We start from the raw sequence: 18,271 nt of genomic DNA on the forward strand, positions 1-18,271 counted from the left end.
CATTGAATATGGAGCGGGAAACGAGACTCGAACTCGCGACCCCGACCTTGGCAAGGTCGTGCTCTACCAACTGAGCTATTCCCGCAAATGGCGTCCCCTAGGGGACTCGAACCCCTGTTACCGCCGTGAAAGGGCGGTGTCCTAGGCCACTAGACGAAGGGGACACGCTACTGAAACACATGGTGTGTATTTCAGTGCCCAGAGGTTAAATCCGAAGATCGTACCCTGGTTTCACTCAATGCCGCCCGAAGGCAACACTGCTTAAATTGGAGCGGGAAACGAGACTCGAACTCGCGACCCCGACCTTGGCAAGGTCGTGCTCTACCAACTGAGCTATTCCCGCAAATGGCGTCCCCTAGGGGACTCGAACCCCTGTTACCGCCGTGAAAGGGCGGTGTCCTAGGCCACTAGACGAAGGGGACACGCTACTGAAATACATGGTGTGTATTCCAGTGCCCAGAGGCCATGTCCGAAGACTTGGTCCTGGTTTCACTCAGTGCCGCCCGAAGGCAACACTGCTTAAAATCTGGAGCGGGAAACGAGACTCGAACTCGCGACCCCGACCTTGGCAAGGTCGTGCTCTACCAACTGAGCTATTCCCGCATATTGGCGTCCCCTAGGGGACTCGAACCCCTGTTACCGCCGTGAAAGGGCGGTGTCCTAGGCCACTAGACGAAGGGGACACACGTACAACATTCACTGCTCAACGCGTTTTGCTGTGTGCTTTACGCGTTAAGTGGCGCGCATTCTATGGATGGATTGAAAGGTCGTCAACCCCCAAGGATAAATTTATTAAAATCAATGACTTCGCCCTGCTTCCAGGCCCGTACGGGGATTTTGTCCGTCTGGGTGTTGGCGCCTATATTCTGACGCCCGACAAGACGTTATAGTTCGTACCCGCAAATGATGGCAATGTGCATCCATGCAGGAAATATTCTATCTATATAGAAGAATCTACCTGAGCAACTGGTCGATCAGTCCTATCCGCCAGATGGCGCAGTCACTACACTCCATTGTAAACCCAATAAAGAGGCCACACCGGTGACACCACTCATGATCACCCTGCTGGTAACAGCCGGGATCGTAATACTGATCGCCATTGGCTACATGAACCACGTGGTGGAAAACAACAAGTTGGAAAAGAAGCGCACCGAGATCGAGCTTAATGATCGGTTGCGCCGCTGCGGCGAAATCACCGAAACCTTCCCAGGCCAGTTGATGACCCCCGCGCTCAAACTGTTGCTGACCCGTCTGGAACTCAACGTCAACCAGCGCCTGTTGAACCTTAACAAATCCAGCGCACCGCTCAAGGCACGCATTACTGAGCTGAATGCGCTGATCGCCCAGGGTGAATCGATCCCCGTGGCTAACCCGCCCGCGCCGATCCAGACCGAAGCCAAGGCCAAGGACGTACGGTTCCTGCTCGAAGCGCTGCACGGCCAAGTCACCCGTGCGGCCCAGGACGGCTTCCTGCCTACCAATGAAGCCAAGCACTGGATCAAGGAAATTCGCCATATCCTGGTGCTGCTGCATATCGAGTTCTTCAACAACCTGGGCCAGCACGCCCTGCAGCAAGGCCAGCCTGGCCAAGCGCGCCTGGCATTCGAGCGCGGCGTGCAGTACTTGCGCAAGCAGCCGGAACCGGTGGTCTACAGTGCGCAGTTGCAACTGCTGGAGTCACAGTTGGCCCGGGCCAACTCCACGGTGCTGACCAACAGCAAACCCGCCGAAGACGAGGTCAACGAATTGACCGAAGGCCTGAAAGTCGTCGACGCCGACGCCGAGTGGAAAAAGAAAGCCATCTACGATTGATTGTAGTGAGCGGGCTTGCCCCGCGCTGGGTGGCAAGCCCTAATGCCAGTCAGTTAAGGCTTAACGCTGTCACTGTGGGAGGGGGCTTGCTCCCGATAGCGATGGGTCAGTCGATAAACTGCTGACTGGCACACCGCTATCGGGAGCAAGCCCCCTCCCACAGGTTATCCATCGTCCGCTCTATCGCTTAACTGACTGGCATTAGGGCAAGCCCGCTCACTACATAAGCCCAGCACAACGTGCCATCAATTTGCACCTATCCCCCTTCCCTCGACTAGCGTAAAAAAGTCCCCCTCACTCAATGAAGTTAGAGGCCCGCTATGCCCGTTGCTGTGATTGATGGACAGCCGCTGCACTATCTCGACGAAGGCACCGGCCCAGCCGTCCTGCTGGGCTCCAGTTACCTGTGGGACCGCCACATGTGGGCGCCGCAGATCGAGGCCCTGTCGCAACAGTACCGAGTCATCGTCCCCGAGCTGTGGGGCCATGGTGAATCGGGGCCGTTGCCCGCCCAGACCCGCAGTCTGGACGACCTGGCGCGCCAGGCCCTGGCCCTGCTCGACCAGTTGGACATTGCCCAGGTCAACCTGGTGGGCCTCTCGGTCGGCGGCATGTGGGGTGCGCGCCTGGCATTGAGCGCACCTGAGCGGATCAACAGCCTGATGCTGATGGACACCTACCTGGGCGCAGAGCCCGAGGCCACGCGCCAGTATTATTTCTCGCTGTTCAAGATGATCGAAGACGCCGGCGCCATTCCCGAGCCATTGCTGGATGTGATCGCACCGATCTTCTTCCGCCCGGGTATCGACCGGGAATCGGCGCTGTATCAGGATTTTCGCCAGGCACTGCAGGGTTTTTCCAAAGAGCGCCTGCTGCAAAGCATCGTGCCCCTGGGCCGGCAGATTTTCAGTCGCGCCGACCTGCTGGACCAACTGCCAAAGCTGGACGCGGACACGACCTTGATCCTGTGCGGCGAGCAGGACAAACCCCGACCCCTTGCCGAGTCCCAGGAAATGGCCAGGCTGATCGGCTGCGACCTGATCCTGATTCCGGAGGCCGGGCATATCTCTTCCCGGGAGAATCCGGACTTCGTCAACGAAGCCCTGCTGACCTTCCTCGCCAACAACGCCTGATCGCCCTCCTCCTTGATCGCGGCCTTCGCGCTGCGATCAAAGGCGGAAATGCCCGACCATCCCCTTGAGCTCCGCGCCCAGCTGCGCCAGCTCAATGCTCGACGCCGCGTTACCCTGCATGCTCAGCGCCGACTGATCGGCACTGGCGCGGATGCTGGTGACGCTACGGTTGATCTCTTCAGCAACAGAGCTCTGCTCCTCGGCGGCGGCGGCGATCTGCTGGTTCATCTGCTGAATCAGTGACACCGCTACGGCGATACTACCCAGCGCACTTTCGGTTTCCAGGGCATCACTGACAGCCAGCTTCACCAGCTCACCACTTTGCTGGATCTGCTGCACCGACGCCTGCGCCGCGTGGCGCAGGGTGCTGACCAGCCGCTCGATTTCCTCAGTCGATTGCTGCGTGCGCTTGGCCAGCGCCCGCACTTCATCGGCCACCACCGCAAAACCACGGCCTTGCTCACCCGCGCGGGCCGCTTCGATGGCAGCGTTGAGAGCAAGCAGATTGGTTTGCTCGGCGACGCTTTTGATCACACTCAATACGGTGCCGATATTCTGGATTTCCGCGCTCAGGCTTTCGATGCTGGCGCTGGCACTGTTGCTGGAGGCGGCGAGCGACTCGATACGCTGCAAGCTCTGGCGAACCACCTGCTGACCGCTGTCGACCTTGTCATCCGCCGTCTGCGCGGCTTGAGCCGCCTCTTCGGCGTTGCGCGCCACATCGTGCACCGTGGCCGTCATCTGGTTCATCGCCGTGGCCACCTGCTCGGTTTCCTCCTTCTGACTGCTGACTTCGACGTTGGTCTGCTCCGTCACGCTGGACAGCGAATGCGCCGAGCTGGCCAACTGTTCGATGCCCGCCTGCAGGCCACTGACCATATGGCTCAAGCCGCTGCCCATCTGCTGCATGGCTTGCATCAGCTGGCCCATTTCATCACGGCGACTGACCTCCATGCGCCCGCTCAGATCGCCTGCGGCAATCTGCTGGGCCACGGCGATCACGCTGCGCAGCGGAGCCACAATCAGCCGCGTGATGACCCAGGCCGCAATCAAGCCCACCAACAACGCCAGGGCTGACGATCCGATAATCAGCATTGCGCTTTTCTTGAGTTGCTCCTGCATCGACTGGTCTTCGGCGGCATAGGCCTGGTTGACCCGGCTGACCACTTGCTCGGCCCGGTCATGCAACTGCTTATAGACCTGTTTTTCCTGAGCCAGCAGGCCCGTGTACTCGCCGAGCTTTTCGCTGAACGCGGCAATATGCCCGGACACTTCATTGAGTACGGTCTGGTAACCCGCATCCTTGACCGAGGTTTTCAGTTGTTCGACCTGGGCCAGGGCCTGGTCCGCCTGCTCGATCTTGCCCTGCTCGGCATCATCGGCCTCGGCCTTGCGGCTCTGGTCCAGGCGTACGCGCGCTTCGTTCATGGCTTGCAACATCAGCCTGGACACCTGGCCGACCTGACCCGCCTGCTCGATAAACTCCGCGCCTTCCTTGCCTTGGCTTTCCTTGAGGCCATAAGTACCGTCATCCGCCAGCCCCGACTGCAACACGTCAAGGTTGTTGGCCACGCTGGAGACCGACCAAGTGGCCATTTCCAGGGCCAGGTCCTTGGCCTGGGTCAGCTCGACAAATTCGTCGAACGCCTTGCGATAGGCCGCCAGCGCCTGCTCGACCTCGGTCATCACCGGCACATTGGCGGCGGACCCGGCTTTGAGGGCGGCGGCCTGAGCCGCCAGGGCATCGACACTTTCATGCAAGGCGTCGACGGCCTTGGGGTCGGCGTGCAGGGCGTAGTCCTGCTCGATCAGGCGCACCTTGAACAAGCCGCTATTGAGCGAAGACATCGCCTTGAGGCCCTCGAAGCGCTGACCAACCGTTTGCAGGGACCACACACCAATGGCCGCCACGACGGCCGTCAGCAGTAGCACCAAGGCGAAACCCAGGCCCAGTTTTTTTGCCATACCGAGGTTGGCGAAACGTCGTTGCACGGCCGAAATCATTGCACTTGATCCTCTTGCAATGGCAGATGCCATCAAGCGTGGTTTCCATGCAGCGAGATTCGCAACCACACGCCAACGACACAAGATGCTGGCGTCGGAATAATGGCAAAAAGCTACACGCCCGTCGTTTTCAGGATGGTCGAGGTCGATCTGGCAGGCCCCATGGCGCGAAACAATGCCAATGCCCGCTGATCAGCAGCATAGGCCACATTGATGCGCAGCCAGTCACTGTGTTCACCGCCCGGGTTGAACAACGCTCCCGGCGACAGAAGCACACCGAGCCGTCGTGCGCAGGCCTGCAGATGGGAATGCTCCGCCCAGCCTGGGCGTGCCCACAGGAACATACCGCCGGAAGGTACGGCAAACACCTGCCATTCTTCGTCTTCCAATACCTGCAAGGTCGAGGCCATCTGTGTATTCAGGCGCTTGCGCAGGCGTTGCACCCACTTACGGTACGTGCCGTTGGCCAGCAACGTGGCAACCACCGTTTCAGCAAAACGCGAAGTACCGAGGCCGGTCAGGGTCTTGAGGCTCGCCAATTGTGCAATGACAGAAACACTGGCACTGAGGTAGCCCACCCGCAGGGCGCTGCTCAGAGTCTTGGAAAAACTGGAAATGTAGATCACCCGGTCATCATGGGGCAGCGCCGCAAGCCGTGTGCAGCTGGCGTGCTGCAGGTCGCCATAAACGTCTTCCTCGATGATCAGGAAATCGTCGCTGCGCGCCAATTGCAGCAAGCGTTCGGCGACCTCACGGCACAGGCTGGTACCGGTAGGGTTGTGATACAGGCTGTGGATGAACAGGCACTTGGGCCGATGGGTGCGCAGCAGCGCTTCCAGCACCGGGATATCCGGGCCACCCTGTGTACGCGGCACCTCCAGCAGCGTGACGCCATGGAACGCCAACTGGCGATAGAGGTTGCCATACCCCGGTGTTTCGACCACCACCGTATCACCCGCCTTCAGCAAGGTACGTATGAGCAGGTCCTGGGCATGACTGGCGCCATCGGTGGTGAGGATACGGTCGAGGCTGGTGGCGACCTTGATCCGGGTCAGGCGTTTGAGCAGTTGTTCACGCAGCGCCGGCAGCCCCAGGGGCGGGGTGTAATTGAACAGGCCGCCGGTGTCGGTACGGCTGACTTCACGTACCGCATAAATGAGGTCATCGCTCTCGCGCCAGGCATCCGGTAACCAGCCACATCCCAGTTTCAACTCACCCAGCGGCCCATCGGTATAAGCCCCCCAACCCCGCTCCGCACCTTCATACCAGTGGTTTTCATGCAGGACCGAAGGCTGGGCCACGACAAACCCCGAGCCCTGCTTCGAGACCAGCAGCCCCTGGGCCACCAGCCGATCAAATGCCTCGACCACACTGGACTGGCTCAGCAGGTTATCCAGCGCCAGTTGCCGGACAGAGGGCAGTCGGGTGCCGGGCGTAATCCCACTTGTGCGAATCCATTGCGTCACCGCGCAGACGATTTGCTGCACCACCGGTACAAGGGCTTGTCGATCGATCCCTAAATCCATGCGCCACTCACTTCAACTGTCTGTTATTCAACCCAAAACAGTTAAGCACAGAAGCCCTTGTCGCCCCGCTCTACATTTTTATTAAAGTATTGATTTTATTGAATTATTTACCTTATGACACACATTCAGCCAAGGCCAATTGCCAGCTCTGGAAAAACCTCACATCCCATCAAACCTTTTCAAATAACGGCCTGCATGGATTCCTAGATTGCCGTCGCGCCACCGTCTACCGCCAGCGCGTGGCCCGTGGTGAAAGCCGCACCATCGCTGCACAGGTATAACACCGCGCTGGCAATTTCCTCGACCTTGCCAATGCGCCCGACCGGATGCATGGCGGCGGCAAATTCCGCCTTACGCGGGTCCGCTTCGTAGGCACGGCGGAACATATCGGTATCGATAACGGCCGGGCACACGGCGTTGACGCGGATTTTCTTTTTCGCATATTCGATGGCGGCCGACTTGGTCAGGCCGATGACCGCGTGCTTGGACGCGGCATAGATGCTCATCTTCGGCGCCGCCCCCAACCCCGCGACCGATGCCGTGTTGACGATCGCCCCACCGCCCTGGGTCAGCAACAGCGGCAATTGGTACTTCATGCACAGCCACACACCTTTGACATTGACCCCCATGATGGCGTCGAACTCATCCAGGTTGCCGTCCGCCAGCTTGCCCTTCTCGATCTCGATCCCGGCGTTGTTGAAGGCATAATCCAGGCGGCCATAGGCGGCAACGGTCTGTGCCATCAACTGCTGCACATCGGTTTCCAGCGTGACGTTGCAACGCACGAACAATGCCTCGCCGCCGGCTTGGCGGATCAGCGCGACGGTGCCCTCACCGCCGTCGACGTCGAGGTCCGCGACCACGACTTTCAAGCCTTCGGCAGCGAACGCCAGTGCAGTGGCGCGGCCAATACCGGCGGCGGCGCCGGTCACCAGGGCGACCTGGCCGGAAAATGTCATGCTCATGGGAATATCCTTTTGCAAGAAATGGCGGTGGTGCGAGTCTAGCCAACCGCCTGTACGGCGCGTCAGCACTATCAGAAGGCCGGTTGGCGCTGCATGAATCACAGTGATAACTGCCCCAGCCTGACTATCAACCCGGCCTATCGCGGTGCATTCGCGCCACTCGGACAACCTTGCTCACCGGCCATTGAGGGTCTATCACTCAAGGTTCATTTCTAAAGAGTCCTTGCCATGACTGCCCTGACTAATCGCCAATTCCTGCTTGCCAAACGTCCGGTCGGCGCCGCCACGCGGGACACTTTTACCTACCAGCAAGTGCCGGTGGGCACACTTGGAGAAGGACAAGTGCTGGTGCGCAATGAATACCTGTCCCTGGACCCGGCGATGCGTGGCTGGATGAACGAAGGCAAGTCCTACATTCCACCCGTGGGAATCGGCGAAGTGATGCGAGCGCTGGGCGTGGGCAAGGTGATTGCGTCGAACAATCCGAAGTTTGCGGTGGGGGACTACGTGAATGGCGCGCTAGGGGTGCAGGATTACTTCCTGGGAGAACCGCGTGGGTTCTACAAAGTCGATCCGAAACTGGCTCCCCTGCCCCGTTACCTGTCGGCCCTGGGCATGACCGGCATGACCGCCTACTTCGCCTTGCTCGACACTGGCGCGCCCAAGGCCGGCGAAACCGTGGTGATCTCCGGCGCGGCCGGTGCGGTGGGCAGCATTGCCGGGCAGATCGCCAAGCTCAAAGGCTGTCGCGTGGTGGGTATCGCCGGCGGTGCCGACAAGTGCAAATTCCTGGTGGATGAGCTGGGTTTCGACGCGGCCATCGACTACAAAAACGAAGACGTCCCCGCAGCGCTCAAGCGCGAGTGCCCCAACGGGGTGGATGTGTATTTTGATAACGTCGGCGGCGACATTCTCGACGCGGTGCTCAGCCGCCTGGCCTTGAGGGCACGCGTAGTGATTTGCGGTGCAATCAGCCAGTACAACAACAAGGAAGCGGTGAAGGGGCCGGCCAACTACCTGTCATTGCTGGTCAATCGTGCGCGCATGGAGGGCTTTGTAGTGATGGATCACGCGGCCAATTTTGCCGCCGCCGGGCAAGAGATGGGCGGCTGGATGGCCCAAGGCAAGCTCAAGAGCAAGGAGGACATCGTAGAGGGGCTGGAGACGTTCCCGGAGACGCTGATGAAGCTGTTCAACGGCGAGAACTTTGGGAAGTTGGTACTGAAGGTGTAGGAGCGAGCTGACTCGCTCCTACGCGGATGTATCAGGCGATTTCGGCAACCACCGCCGCCAACGCCTTCGCCGGATCAGCCGCCTGGCTGATCGGGCGACCGATCACCAGGTAATCGGAGCCCGCATCCAGAGCCTGGCGCGGGGTCAGGATGCGGCGCTGGTCATCCTGGGCACTGCCCGCCGGGCGAATGCCCGGAGTGACCAGTTGCAGCGATGGGTGCGCGGTCTTCAGGGCCTGGGCTTCCAGCGCCGAACAGACCAGGCCGTCCAGGCCGGCCTTCTGCGCCAGGGCGGCCAGGCGCAGCACCTGCTCCTGAGGCTCGATATCCAGGCCGATGCCGGCCAGATCCTCGCGCTCCATGCTGGTCAGCACGGTCACACCGATCAACAGCGGCTTGGGACCACTGCGCTGCTCCAACACTTCACGGCAGGCCGTCATCATGCGTAGGCCACCGGAGCAGTGCACATTGACCATCCATACGCCCATTTCAGCAGCGGCTTTGACGGCCATCGCGGTGGTGTTGGGAATATCGTGGAATTTCAGGTCGAGGAATACTTCGAAGCCTTTGTCACGCAGTGTGCCGACGATTTCCGCCGCGCAACTGGTGAACAGTTCCTTGCCGACCTTGACCCGGCAAAGCTTGGGGTCCAACTGGTCAGCCAGCTTCAGTGCGGCGTCACGAGTGGGGTAATCCAGGGCGACGATGATAGGAGTCTGGCAGGCGGACATTGGAATGGGCTCTCAGGCAAGTCGAAATCGGCGCGGATTGTAGCGCAAGCAGCGCCGTTGCGGGATCCGATGATCGGTAAATACTGAACAGCCGTCCATTTCACGGCGTTTCGGGTAATTGTATCAAACACGATACATTCCCGACATGCGCCCTACACGCCCCACGACTAGCCTCGCGCACATGACCGCCCGTCCAGCACTTCCAGCCATGGGGCTGGGCGCCTATGCTGACAGCAATGACCAGGCAGATGATCGCACCTATGCATACCCCTACCGTCTCTGTAAACGAAGAGCCAAAAGGCGCGGTGATCGCCGAAGACAAGCGCTGGAGCACCCGTGCGCTGATCGTCGATGATGACGTGCCGATTCGTGAACTGCTGATCGACTACCTGGCACGCTTCAATATTCTCGCCACCGGCGTGACCGACGGCGGCGCCATGCGCCAGGCCATGCAAGCCGAAACGTTTGACGTGGTGGTGCTCGACCTGATGCTGCCGGGCGAAGATGGCCTGTCGCTGTGCCGCTGGCTGCGCGCCGAATCGGACATCTCGATCCTGATGCTCACCGCCCGCTGCGAACCGACCGACCGCATCATCGGCCTGGAACTGGGCGCCGACGACTATATGGCCAAGCCGTTCGAGCCGCGTGAACTGGTGGCACGCATCCAGACCATTTTGCGCCGTGTACGCGATGACCGCACCGAGCAACGCGCCAATATCCGCTTCGACAACTGGCGCCTGAACAGCGTGTTGCGCCAACTGGTGGCCGACGACGGCCTGGTGGTGCCACTGTCCAACGCCGAGTTCCGCCTGCTTTGGGTATTTATCGAACGCCCCCGCCGGGTGCTCAGCCGCGAACAATTGCTGGACGCGGCCCGCGGCCGGTCCATCGAAGCCTTCGATCGCAGCATCGACTTGCTGGTCTCGCGCCTGCGGCAAAAACTCGGGGATGATCCGAAAGCCCCGCAACTGATCAAAACCGTACGTGGCGAAGGCTACCTTTTCGACGCCCGGGACATCGGTTGATGCGTGCCACCTTTAATACGTTGTTCGGCAGGTTGTTCGGTGTATTGCTGGTGGCTATTGTGTTGGCGCACGTGCTGGCGTTCTTTTGGTTTCACCACTACGGCCCGCCGCCACCGCCGCCCCAGGAGACCTTCGTCGAGCAGCCGGACGGTACGATGAAGCCCCTGCGCAAGCACCATCGCCCCTGGTTCGGCGGCCCGGTGGTGCCGCTGACCTTCCAGTTCATCTCGCTGATCATCGCCGCCTGGTACGGCGCGAAGCTGCTGAGCCGGCCGATCCAGCGCTTGAGTGCGGCGGCTGAGCGCTTGAGCGTCGACCTCGACAGCCCGCCTCTCAACGAGTCCGGGCCACGAGAGGCACGCCAGGCCGCATCGACCTTCAACATGATGCAAAAGCGCATCCGCGAGCAGGTCAGCCAGCGCGCACGCATGCTCGGTGCGGTCTCCCACGACCTGCGTACCCCGCTGTCACGCCTCAAGCTGCGCCTGGAGCAGATCGAAGACACCAAATTGCAAGGCCAGATGCGCCAGGACCTGGACGACATGATCGGCATGCTCGACGCGACCTTAAGCTACCTGCACGAACAGCGCACCAGCGAAACCCGGCACTGGCTCGACGTACAGGCGCTGGTCGAGTCCCTCAGCGAAAATGCCCAGGACCAAGGCTCCGACGTGCAGTTCGCCGGCACCTGTGCGCCGTTGCAGGTACAGCCGATGGCCCTGCGTTCTTGCCTGAACAATCTGATCGACAACGCCCTGCGCTATGCCGGCACCGCACGCGTGGAGTTGGCGGACAGCCGCGAGGCCCTGGTGATCCGTGTGATCGACCACGGCCCCGGGATTGCTGCCGACAAGCGCGAGGCGGTCTTCGAACCGTTCTTTCGCCTGGAGGGCTCGCGCAACCGCAACTCCGGCGGGGTCGGCCTGGGCATGACGATTGCCAAGGAAGCGGTGGAGCGTCTCGGCGGCCACCTCAGCCTGGAAGACACGCCAGGCGGTGGCTTGACCGCCGTGATGTGGTTGCCGAGGATTTAACGGGGGTTGTCTTCGCGACGCCCCTGCGCCTGGGTCGCACTCCAATCCGTCAGCAGGCTGTAGGCCACCGCCAGCAAGGTCGGGCCGATAAACAGGCCGATGAAACCAAACGCAATCAAGCCGCCGAACACCCCCAGCAGCACAATCACCAATGGCAGGTTGCCGCCTCGACTGATCAGGTACGGCTTGAGCACGTTGTCCACGCCGCTGATGATGAACGTGCCCCACACCCCGAGGAACACCGCGTAGGTGTAATCGCCTTTCCAGGCCAGCCAGGCGGTCGCCGGAATCCACACCAGCGGTGGCCCCATGGGAATCAGGCTGAGCAGGAACGTGACGATGCCCAGCACCAGCGCGCCAGGCACGCCGGCGATGAGGAAACCGATCAGTGCCAGCAAGGCTTGAGCCGCTGCGGTGCCGATCACGCCATTGACCACCCGTTGTACGGTGCCTGCCACCAGTTCGATGTAGTAACCGGCCCGCTCGCCGATCAAACGCTCCAGCAGACGGTGCACGAACACCGCCAGCCGAGGCCCGTCCCGGTAGAAGAAGAACACGAACACCAGGCTGAGGGTCAACTCAAGGATGCCGCCGCCGATCTGCGCGCTGCGCGCCAGCAGCCAATTGCCGACCTGGCCCAGATAAGGCTTGATGCTGACCATCAGCGCCGCGCCCTGCTGGTCGATGCTGTCCCAGGTCGCCACTAGGCGCTCACCGACAAAGGGGATTGAGTTCAGCCAAGCGGGTGCTGCCGGCAGGCCGTCGACCTGGATATCCTTGATCAGGCCCACCGCATCACGCACATGGTCGGCCAGGTTGAAGCCCAGCCACACCAGCGGCACCGCCACCAACAGCATCCAGCCCAGGGTCAGGATGCCGGCAGCCAGGGATTCGCGGCCCCCCAGCCAGCGGGTGAGTAAACGCATCAGCGGCCAGCTGGCGAACGCCAGCACTGCGCCCCAGAACAGCGCCGACCAGAATGGCGCCATCACCCAGAAGCTGGCACCAAACAGCACCAGCAGCAGGATTTGCACCAGCAGGCGATCGTTATTGAGCATCGGGTATCTCGAGAATAAGGCTGTAGGAGGAGAGCTTAGGCGAACGGCGCGGGTCCGTTCGCCTGGTGACGGTCAGCGTATCAGATGCAGGTGCAAACCCTTAGCGTCACCGGTGCCGGTTTCCATGCGTGCGGCACGCACACCGCTGTCGATCAGGCCCTGGCGCCAGGCTTCGGCCGTTGGCCCGGTCAAACTGACACGCAAGGTGGCGTCCAGGTTCAAGCCACGGGAGATCAAGGTGATCCAGGCCGGATCGGGTTCGCTCCCCAGTGCAGGGAAATCCAGCTCGCCGGTGCTTTTCAGCTCACGAAGCAAGGTTGCCGAAGTGGGCAGCAAGTCACCCAGGGGCGTACTCGCGTCCAGCTGTTCCACATGCAGATAGGCACGACGGTTGCCCCGAGTGATGCCGTATAGCGCCACCAGGGAGTTGTCCTGCGGCGCCGCCAGCCGTAACAGCAGGTATTCCTGCTGGCCATCGGCGCCGACCAGCTTGGCGTTGCCGAACACTTCGTTGGCCCACAGGCTGCTTTCACCGCAATCGCGGGCCTGGCACCAGAACAACAGCTGCGCGCCCTTGGCCTGCAACGCTTCGCGGGTCGCGGTAAAGGCGGCGCTGGAGGTGTGCTCGGCGGGCAGTTCATAGGTAACCGCAGTGGCTTGGCCACGCGCGGTGGCTTGGCCCTCGTAGCGCAACTGGCCGCTGATCTTGCGGATCGCCCCCATGGGGTAGATGCGCTCCCTGGCTTCAGCGGGGCGGTAATCGACGATCTGCGCGTCGACCTGGCGGGACACTGCCGGCAGATCCTGGCTGCCCGGCACATCGGCGGCGAACACCAAGGGGCTGAAGCAGCACAGCCCGAGGGCACGTATACATCCTTCACGCAGGCTCATCGGATGATTGAGCCCTGGCCATTGGAGGTCGCAGCAGTTTCAAGATGGTTCATGGTTGACTCCCTTTCAATCCGCCCAGCCTCGGCAGTTGACCCCGCCAAGTCAAGGCGTGGAGAAGAACCGATTGAAACAGTCTGCAACAAGAGCCGCACCGGGCTCATCGTTCAGGTGCAAATGATGGCCCCCCGGCAGCGTTGTCACCGTAAAGGGTAGCTGAGAAAGCAATTCTGAATGTTTCGCCAACATGCCGTCAGCCGCGACCACCAACTGTGCAGGACAAGCCACACGTTGCACGAAAGCCATCGCCTGCTCATTGGTCAGTCGTATCGGCGAAGCCAGGGTCAATCGGCTGTCAGTACGCCAGGTGTAGCCGCCCGGCACGGGCATCAAACCGCGCTGGGCGAGCCATTCGGCGGCCTCGCGACTGACTGCGACCAAACCTTTCATCCGCGCTTCAACCGCCCGGTCCAGGGTGCTGTAGACCGGCTTGCGCTTGCCCTGCAGGTTCAATTGCGCCTGCAACGCCATGCCCAATCGCTCCGCCGCGTTTTCACCGGTGGCGGTCGGCGGGATCACGCCGTCGATCAATCCCAGGTGCGTCACCCGCTCCGGCAAGGCGCCTGCAAGCACCAAGGAGACGATGGCGCCGAGGGAATGGCCAAGTAATGCAAAACGTTTCCAACCCAGCTGTTCGGCGACTTGCAGCACGTCAAACACGTAATCCCACAAGGCATAACCGGCCCCCGCAGGACGGTGCGCCGAATGACCGTGCCCCGCCATATCCAGCGCGACGATGCGCAAGCCCTGCAGTTTCGGCGCCAGCCGCGCAAAGCTGTTGGCGTTGTCCAGCCAGCCATGCAGGGCGATCACCGGCAGACCGTCTTCGGGCCCGAACAGATGCGCCGCCAACTCAATATGCGGCAAGCTGAGGCGAACCTCTTCGACCGGCGTACTCATGCGCAACTGCGCTCACGGGCTTCCCAGCGGGAGAACAGGTTCTTGATCAAGGCTGCGGTGTCCTGCGGCCGCTCCAGGGGAAACATGTGCCCGCCGGGCATGGTGAGCATTTCGCCCATGGGCAGGCGGTCAACCCCACTGGCATGGTGACGCATCACGACCCGGCTCTGGCGTCCACGCACCACCGCCAGCGGCACCTTCAACTGGCGCACCTGGCCCGGGCTGGTGTGGGGCACGCCTCGATAAATGCTGATTTCGGTGGCGGGGTCGAAGCGCAGGCGCAGGCGATCGCCCACCTGTTGCAGGCCATGTTGCAGGTAGGCATCAAAACAGTCAGGGTCGAACCCGCGAAACAGGGTTTTACCGGCGAAGTAGTTGCGCGCGGCGTCCAGGTCGCTGAACTCTTCACGCCGGCCCAGGGTGCGCCCGGCCGGGGTCAGGCGATCGATGAACCCCAAGCGCTTGGCCGCGCGGATCACCCAGCGGTCGGCACGCGTCAGCACCGGCGAATCCAGCATCACCACACCGCGATACAACTGCGGGCAACGCATGGCCGCGTGCAGGTGCAACACCCCACCGAGGGAGTGCCCGACACCCCACACCGGCTGCGGTTGCTGCTCCAAGTGGTGGATCAACTCGTCCACCAGGTTGCGCCAGTTGTCATCCACTGGAAATCGCGGGTCGTGCCCATGCTGCGGCAAGTGAGCCACCGTATATTCCGGGGCCAGGGCGGCAAACAACTTGCCGTAGGTGGCCGAAGGAAAACCATTGGCGTGGGCAAAAAACACGTGCTGCGACATACCGGACTCATCTACAGAAACAGAAGTGGATTGTCACCAGCCCCAAGCCGTACAGCAATGACTGTAACTGCCAGGAATGATGACACTCACGCCATGTCTATCGCACCGGCGGGTTTTCGCCCAGCGGCACTACGGCTATGGTCAGGCGCGAGACGCAATTGGTCTTGCCGTCATCGGCCGTCAGGCGGATGTCCCACACCTGGGTCGTACGGCCGATATGGATGGCTCGCGCCACCGCCGTCACTCGCCCGCTGCGCACGCCGCGCAAGTGGTTGGCATTGATCTCAAGGCCCACGCAATAGAATTTGCTCGGATCGATGCACAGGTAGGCCGCCATGGAGCCGATACTCTCCGCCAGCACCACCGACGCGCCGCCGTGCAGCAGGCCGTACGGCTGATGGGTGCGGTGGTCGACCACCATGCTGGCGGTGAGTGACTCGTCGTCGAAGCTTTCGAAACGAATATCCAGCAACTCACCGATGGTGTTTTTCTGCAGGCTGTTGAGTTGCTCGATATTGGGTTGGGTGCGCCACAAGCTCATAGCAGTGTCCTTATTGATTTTATTACGCCCCTAATCCTGCCACAGAATCGATTCGCCGCGCTCGCTCCAAACATGCAATTGAGCACCATAGGTCGATTCGATCACACTGCGCTTGATCTTCAGGGTCGGGGTCAGGAAACCGTTTTCGACGGCCCAACTGTCTTTGACCACCACCAGTTGGCGCAGACGCTCAGGCTTGTCCAGGGCCTGGTTGACCTGTTCCAGCCAGCGTTCCAGGCTATCGCGCAGGGCCTGACGCTCCTCGCCCGTCGCCGCGAGTACGCATAAACCTATCGGCGCGCTCAGCCCTTCGCCGACCACGCACACCTGCTCGATGCGTGGATGTTCGGCCAGGCGGTTTTCAATCGGTGCCGGGGCCACATATTTACCCTTGCTGGTCTTGAAGATCTCCTTGAGCCGCCCGGTCAGGCGCAAGCGGCCGGCCGCGTCCTGCTCACCCTTGTCGCCGGTGCGCAGAAAACCGCCATTGGTGAGGGTCTCGGCGGTTTTCTGCGCGTCCTTGAAGTAGCCGAGCATGGTCGCGCCGCTGCGCACCTGCACTTCGCCCAACGGGTCGATGCGCACTTCCACCCCAGGGCATGGCAGGCCGATCCAGCCCAGTGTCTGTTGCCCGGGGCGACATACGTGGGAATAGCCACAGCTTTCCGTCATGCCGTACACCTCGAGCACATCCAGCCCCAGCCGCTGATACCAACGCAGCAGCGCCTCAGGCACCGGCGCCGCACCGGATAGCGCAATACGCAGGGCGTCCAGGCCCAGACCCGACAGCACCTTGCGGCCTACAAATGGCCCGATGAAAGGCAGGCGCAACAGCCGGTCCAGACGCTTTTGTGGAACCTTGCCATACACACCCATCTGGAGCTTGGTCCAGATCCTCGGCACTCCGAACAGCGCTGTCGGCCGGGCCCGGCGCAGGTCAGTCAGAAAGGTCTCGAGGCTTTCAGCGAAAAATACCGTTTGCCCGGTATAAATTGACGCGAGTTCGACGAACATGCGCTCCGCCACGTGGCACAACGGCAGGTACGACAGCAGCCGGTCGTCCTCCCCCAGGCCAAACAACTCAGTGCCACGGGTGGCGGCAAAGCCCAAGGCGCCGAAGGTTTGCATCACACCCTTGGGCAAGCCGGTGGTGCCGGAGGTATAGATGATCGTGGCCAAGCGGGTGGCGTCGGGCTCGGGGTTATCTTGAATGGGTGAACAGGCCAGCAGATCGGCCCAAGTGAAATCGAAGTCGCCGGCCGGGGCCAGCGGCAGACGGACAGTCGACAAACCGGCTGGGATACCGGGCGCCATGGCCGGCCAGTCGTCCAACTTGCCGATCAACACCAATGCCGCCTCGGAATGGGTCAGCACATGGGCCACGGAGTCGGCCGTCAGGTTCGGGTACAACGGCACCGAGACATGCCCGGCCATCCAGATCGCCAGGTCGGCGATGATCCAGTGCGCACAGTTTTTCGAGATCAGGGCAATGTGCGAGCCTTGCGGCAACGCCCGAGCACGCAGCCAGTGTGCGGCGCACCGGGCCTGATGGCCGACGTCGCCCCAGGTCAGGGTTTGCACCTCGCCCCCGCCGATGGGCTGCACGAGAAAGGGTTTGCGCGGCTGCCGCGCTTCACGTTCGAAGAAGACCTGCAACGGCAAACGAAAAGCGACTGGCATGGGACGCGCTCCTTTGTGTGACCGGATGATAGCCAACCAAGCACTTGCTTGGTTGACTATATAGCACACACAGCAGCGATCACTTTTCCTACGGGTTCTTCACACTGACCAGGTTCATCAGCCCCGCCAGCGGAAAATCACCTTCCAGCTCCGCCAGACTGGCGGTGTGCATCGGTTGCGGTTGGCGCTGATGGCCATGCTGCAGGAAGCTGATCAGGCAGCCCACCAAAGGCTGGTGACTGACCAGCAGCACATTGTCATCGCTGTCGAGCTTTTCCAGCACCCGCAGCGGGTTGCCTTCGGGTGTCAGCCACGGCACCGTGCGGATATCGGGCGTGAAACCCAGCGCCTCGCGAACCAGCTGCGCGGTCTGCTGCGCCCGCACATATGGGCTGGCGATGATCGCGCCGAGGGGCTGGCCGATGAGATGCGCAGCACTGCGCAACACTTCGGCGCGGCCATGTTCGGTCAGGTTGCGCTCGGCGTCGGTGGGCGCATAGCTTTCGGCTTCACCGTGCCGCAAGATCCACAGTTTCACAGTTTTGGCTCTTCATCACGTACCGGATGCGGTGCCGGCGGCACGCTGTGGGCGGCTTCGCCTTCCGGTGCACGCGGCGTCGGCCAATCGGCGAATGGCCAAGGCTTTTGCTCAGTGTGGAAGCTGCCGAAACGGCCGATCTGCGCCAGGAACTGGCTGAGGCTGTCACCGAAGTTCATCAGGCCCAGGTTCGGCGCGGCGTAGACCAGGCGATAGATCAGTTGCACCAGCACCAGCGCGCCGAGCAGGAACTGCGCCACTTGCCACACCAGGGCAAATACCAGCATCCACACAATACGCAGGACGATGGATTCGTACTTGGGCGCTGCTTTCGGATCGTTCAT

17 protein-coding genes, 6 tRNA genes and 1 pseudogene are annotated in these 18,271 nt (G+C 61.5%); 5 read left to right on the top strand and 19 right to left on the bottom strand.

All coding sequences use genetic code 11. The annotated features are described in order from the left end of the window. Nucleotides 1–9: 9 nt before the first annotated feature. The 6 genes from JBE38_RS25955 to JBE38_RS25980 form a co-directional block, all read right to left on the bottom strand. Nucleotides 10–85 (bottom strand) — tRNA-Gly (locus tag JBE38_RS25955). Nucleotides 86–88: 3 nt separating this feature from the next. Beyond that, a tRNA-Glu gene (locus JBE38_RS25960) sits at nt 89–164 on the bottom strand. A gap of 103 nt (nt 165–267) precedes the next feature. After that, nucleotides 268–343: transfer RNA gene (locus JBE38_RS25965), tRNA-Gly, on the bottom strand. Nucleotides 344–346: 3 nt separating this feature from the next. Further along, nucleotides 347–422: transfer RNA gene (locus tag JBE38_RS25970), tRNA-Glu, on the bottom strand. 105 nt (nt 423–527) lie between these two features. Then, nucleotides 528–603: transfer RNA gene (locus tag JBE38_RS25975), tRNA-Gly, on the bottom strand. 4 nt (nt 604–607) lie between these two features. After that, nucleotides 608–683, bottom strand: a tRNA-Glu gene (locus JBE38_RS25980). A 370-nt stretch (nt 684–1,053) separates the two neighbouring features. Between JBE38_RS25980 and JBE38_RS25985 the strand changes: the two genes are divergently transcribed. Both JBE38_RS25985 and JBE38_RS25990 read left to right on the top strand, forming a co-directional pair. Beyond that, nucleotides 1,054–1,812, top strand: a complete 759-nt coding sequence (locus JBE38_RS25985; protein ID WP_081087098.1) for a hypothetical protein — start codon at nt 1,054–1,056, stop codon at nt 1,810–1,812. A gap of 320 nt (nt 1,813–2,132) precedes the next feature. After that, nucleotides 2,133–2,945: an alpha/beta fold hydrolase gene (locus tag JBE38_RS25990; RefSeq protein ID WP_205345455.1), complete on the top strand. Its 813-nt coding sequence runs from the start codon at nt 2,133–2,135 to the stop codon at nt 2,943–2,945. Nucleotides 2,946–2,981: 36 nt separating this feature from the next. Here JBE38_RS25990 and JBE38_RS28100 read toward each other — a convergent pair whose 3' ends face one another. The 4 genes and pseudogenes from JBE38_RS28100 to JBE38_RS26005 form a co-directional block, all read right to left on the bottom strand. After that, nucleotides 2,982–3,863 carry a methyl-accepting chemotaxis protein gene (locus tag JBE38_RS28100; protein WP_412047684.1) on the bottom strand — a complete coding sequence of 294 codons (882 nt, stop codon included), beginning with the start codon at nt 3,861–3,863 and terminating at the stop codon, nt 2,982–2,984. After that, a pseudogene (locus JBE38_RS28105) lies at nt 3,843–4,982 on the bottom strand (HAMP domain-containing protein); the annotation flags it as partial. The gene JBE38_RS28100 and the pseudogene JBE38_RS28105, both read right to left, overlap by 21 nt. An 80-nt stretch (nt 4,983–5,062) precedes the next feature. Beyond that, nucleotides 5,063–6,475, bottom strand: a complete 1,413-nt coding sequence (locus JBE38_RS26000) for an aminotransferase-like domain-containing protein (RefSeq protein ID WP_205345456.1) — start codon at nt 6,473–6,475, stop codon at nt 5,063–5,065. A gap of 203 nt (nt 6,476–6,678) precedes the next feature. Continuing rightward, a complete protein-coding gene (locus tag JBE38_RS26005) occupies nt 6,679–7,440 on the bottom strand; it encodes an SDR family oxidoreductase (protein WP_205345457.1) in 762 nt (253 codons plus the stop codon). A gap of 228 nt (nt 7,441–7,668) precedes the next feature. On the opposite strand from JBE38_RS26005, the gene JBE38_RS26010 reads away from it, so the two are divergent. Beyond that, on the top strand, nt 7,669–8,673 hold the full coding sequence (locus JBE38_RS26010; RefSeq protein WP_205345458.1) for an NADP-dependent oxidoreductase: 1,005 nt from the start codon (nt 7,669–7,671) through the stop codon (nt 8,671–8,673). Between the two features lie 31 nt (nt 8,674–8,704). Here the strand turns inward: JBE38_RS26010 and pyrF are convergent, their stop codons facing one another. Beyond that, nucleotides 8,705–9,403, bottom strand: coding sequence for an orotidine-5'-phosphate decarboxylase (pyrF, locus tag JBE38_RS26015; protein ID WP_060754493.1), 699 nt, complete (start codon nt 9,401–9,403; stop codon nt 8,705–8,707). Between the two features lie 260 nt (nt 9,404–9,663). Between pyrF and JBE38_RS26020 the strand changes: the two genes are divergently transcribed. After that, a complete protein-coding gene (locus JBE38_RS26020; protein WP_446731257.1) occupies nt 9,664–10,428 on the top strand; it encodes a response regulator in 765 nt (254 codons plus the stop codon). Continuing rightward, entirely contained in the window at nt 10,428–11,462 is a 1,035-nt protein-coding gene (locus tag JBE38_RS26025) for an ATP-binding protein (RefSeq protein WP_060754495.1), read from the top strand. Before JBE38_RS26020 ends, JBE38_RS26025 begins: the two co-directional genes overlap by 1 nt. On the opposite strand, the gene JBE38_RS26030 is transcribed toward JBE38_RS26025, so the two are convergent. The 8 genes from JBE38_RS26030 to JBE38_RS26065 all read right to left on the bottom strand — a co-directional run bounded on the left by JBE38_RS26030 (nt 11,459) and on the right by JBE38_RS26065 (nt 18,271). After that, nucleotides 11,459–12,520 (bottom strand): AI-2E family transporter, encoded by a 1,062-nt coding sequence (locus JBE38_RS26030; protein WP_060754496.1) that lies wholly within the window; start codon nt 12,518–12,520, stop codon nt 11,459–11,461. The two genes, JBE38_RS26025 and JBE38_RS26030, sit on opposite strands and share 4 nt — an antisense overlap. 72 nt (nt 12,521–12,592) lie before the next feature. Next, a complete protein-coding gene (locus JBE38_RS26035; protein WP_205345460.1) occupies nt 12,593–13,411 on the bottom strand; it encodes a DUF4892 domain-containing protein in 819 nt (272 codons plus the stop codon). A gap of 102 nt (nt 13,412–13,513) precedes the next feature. After that, nucleotides 13,514–14,368: an alpha/beta hydrolase gene (locus tag JBE38_RS26040; protein ID WP_090365938.1), complete on the bottom strand. Its 855-nt coding sequence runs from the start codon at nt 14,366–14,368 to the stop codon at nt 13,514–13,516. Then, nucleotides 14,365–15,168 (bottom strand): alpha/beta fold hydrolase, encoded by an 804-nt coding sequence (locus tag JBE38_RS26045; RefSeq protein WP_090365940.1) that lies wholly within the window; start codon nt 15,166–15,168, stop codon nt 14,365–14,367. Before JBE38_RS26045 ends, JBE38_RS26040 begins: the two co-directional genes overlap by 4 nt. Nucleotides 15,169–15,265: 97 nt before the next feature. After that, a complete protein-coding gene (locus tag JBE38_RS26050) occupies nt 15,266–15,709 on the bottom strand; it encodes a hotdog fold thioesterase (RefSeq protein WP_205345461.1) in 444 nt (147 codons plus the stop codon). Between the two features lie 30 nt (nt 15,710–15,739). Further along, nucleotides 15,740–17,389, bottom strand: coding sequence for an AMP-binding protein (locus tag JBE38_RS26055; protein ID WP_205345462.1), 1,650 nt, complete (start codon nt 17,387–17,389; stop codon nt 15,740–15,742). Between the two features lie 88 nt (nt 17,390–17,477). Continuing rightward, nucleotides 17,478–17,927 carry a phosphohistidine phosphatase SixA gene (gene sixA / locus JBE38_RS26060; protein WP_205345463.1) on the bottom strand — a complete coding sequence of 150 codons (450 nt, stop codon included), beginning with the start codon at nt 17,925–17,927 and terminating at the stop codon, nt 17,478–17,480. Further along, on the bottom strand, nt 17,924–18,271 hold the full coding sequence (locus JBE38_RS26065) for a DUF4389 domain-containing protein (protein ID WP_090365945.1): 348 nt from the start codon (nt 18,269–18,271) through the stop codon (nt 17,924–17,926). The genes sixA and JBE38_RS26065 overlap by 4 nt, the downstream gene beginning before the upstream one ends.

It is taken from the genome of Pseudomonas sp. ICBG1301, from assembly GCF_016918385.1.
Lineage (GTDB): Bacteria > Pseudomonadota > Gammaproteobacteria > Pseudomonadales > Pseudomonadaceae > Aquipseudomonas > Aquipseudomonas palleroniana.

Excerpts from the sequence above, each read along its gene's own strand:
- JBE38_RS25990 (WP_205345455.1), top strand. The coding sequence starts at position 2,133 with ATGCCCGTTGCTGTGATTGATGGACAGCCGCTGCACTATCTCGACGAA.
- JBE38_RS26025 (WP_060754495.1), top strand. The coding sequence starts at position 10,428 with ATGCGTGCCACCTTTAATACGTTGTTCGGCAGGTTGTTCGGTGTATTG.
- JBE38_RS26045 (WP_090365940.1), bottom strand. The coding sequence starts at position 15,168 with ATGTCGCAGCACGTGTTTTTTGCCCACGCCAATGGTTTTCCTTCGGCC.
- JBE38_RS28100 (WP_412047684.1), bottom strand. The coding sequence starts at position 3,863 with ATGCAAGCCATGCAGCAGATGGGCAGCGGCTTGAGCCATATGGTCAGT.
- JBE38_RS26065 (WP_090365945.1), bottom strand. The coding sequence starts at position 18,271 with ATGAACGATCCGAAAGCAGCGCCCAAGTACGAATCCATCGTCCTGCGT.
- JBE38_RS26005 (WP_205345457.1), bottom strand. The coding sequence starts at position 7,440 with ATGAGCATGACATTTTCCGGCCAGGTCGCCCTGGTGACCGGCGCCGCC.
- pyrF (WP_060754493.1), bottom strand. The coding sequence starts at position 9,403 with ATGTCCGCCTGCCAGACTCCTATCATCGTCGCCCTGGATTACCCCACT.
- JBE38_RS26040 (WP_090365938.1), bottom strand. The coding sequence starts at position 14,368 with ATGAGTACGCCGGTCGAAGAGGTTCGCCTCAGCTTGCCGCATATTGAG.
- JBE38_RS25985 (WP_081087098.1), top strand. The coding sequence starts at position 1,054 with ATGATCACCCTGCTGGTAACAGCCGGGATCGTAATACTGATCGCCATT.
- JBE38_RS26055 (WP_205345462.1), bottom strand. The coding sequence starts at position 17,389 with ATGCCAGTCGCTTTTCGTTTGCCGTTGCAGGTCTTCTTCGAACGTGAA.
- JBE38_RS26000 (WP_205345456.1), bottom strand. The coding sequence starts at position 6,475 with ATGGATTTAGGGATCGATCGACAAGCCCTTGTACCGGTGGTGCAGCAA.
- JBE38_RS26020 (WP_446731257.1), top strand. The coding sequence starts at position 9,664 with ATGCATACCCCTACCGTCTCTGTAAACGAAGAGCCAAAAGGCGCGGTG.
- JBE38_RS26030 (WP_060754496.1), bottom strand. The coding sequence starts at position 12,520 with ATGCTCAATAACGATCGCCTGCTGGTGCAAATCCTGCTGCTGGTGCTG.
- JBE38_RS26050 (WP_205345461.1), bottom strand. The coding sequence starts at position 15,709 with ATGAGCTTGTGGCGCACCCAACCCAATATCGAGCAACTCAACAGCCTG.
- JBE38_RS26035 (WP_205345460.1), bottom strand. The coding sequence starts at position 13,411 with ATGAGCCTGCGTGAAGGATGTATACGTGCCCTCGGGCTGTGCTGCTTC.
- JBE38_RS26010 (WP_205345458.1), top strand. The coding sequence starts at position 7,669 with ATGACTGCCCTGACTAATCGCCAATTCCTGCTTGCCAAACGTCCGGTC.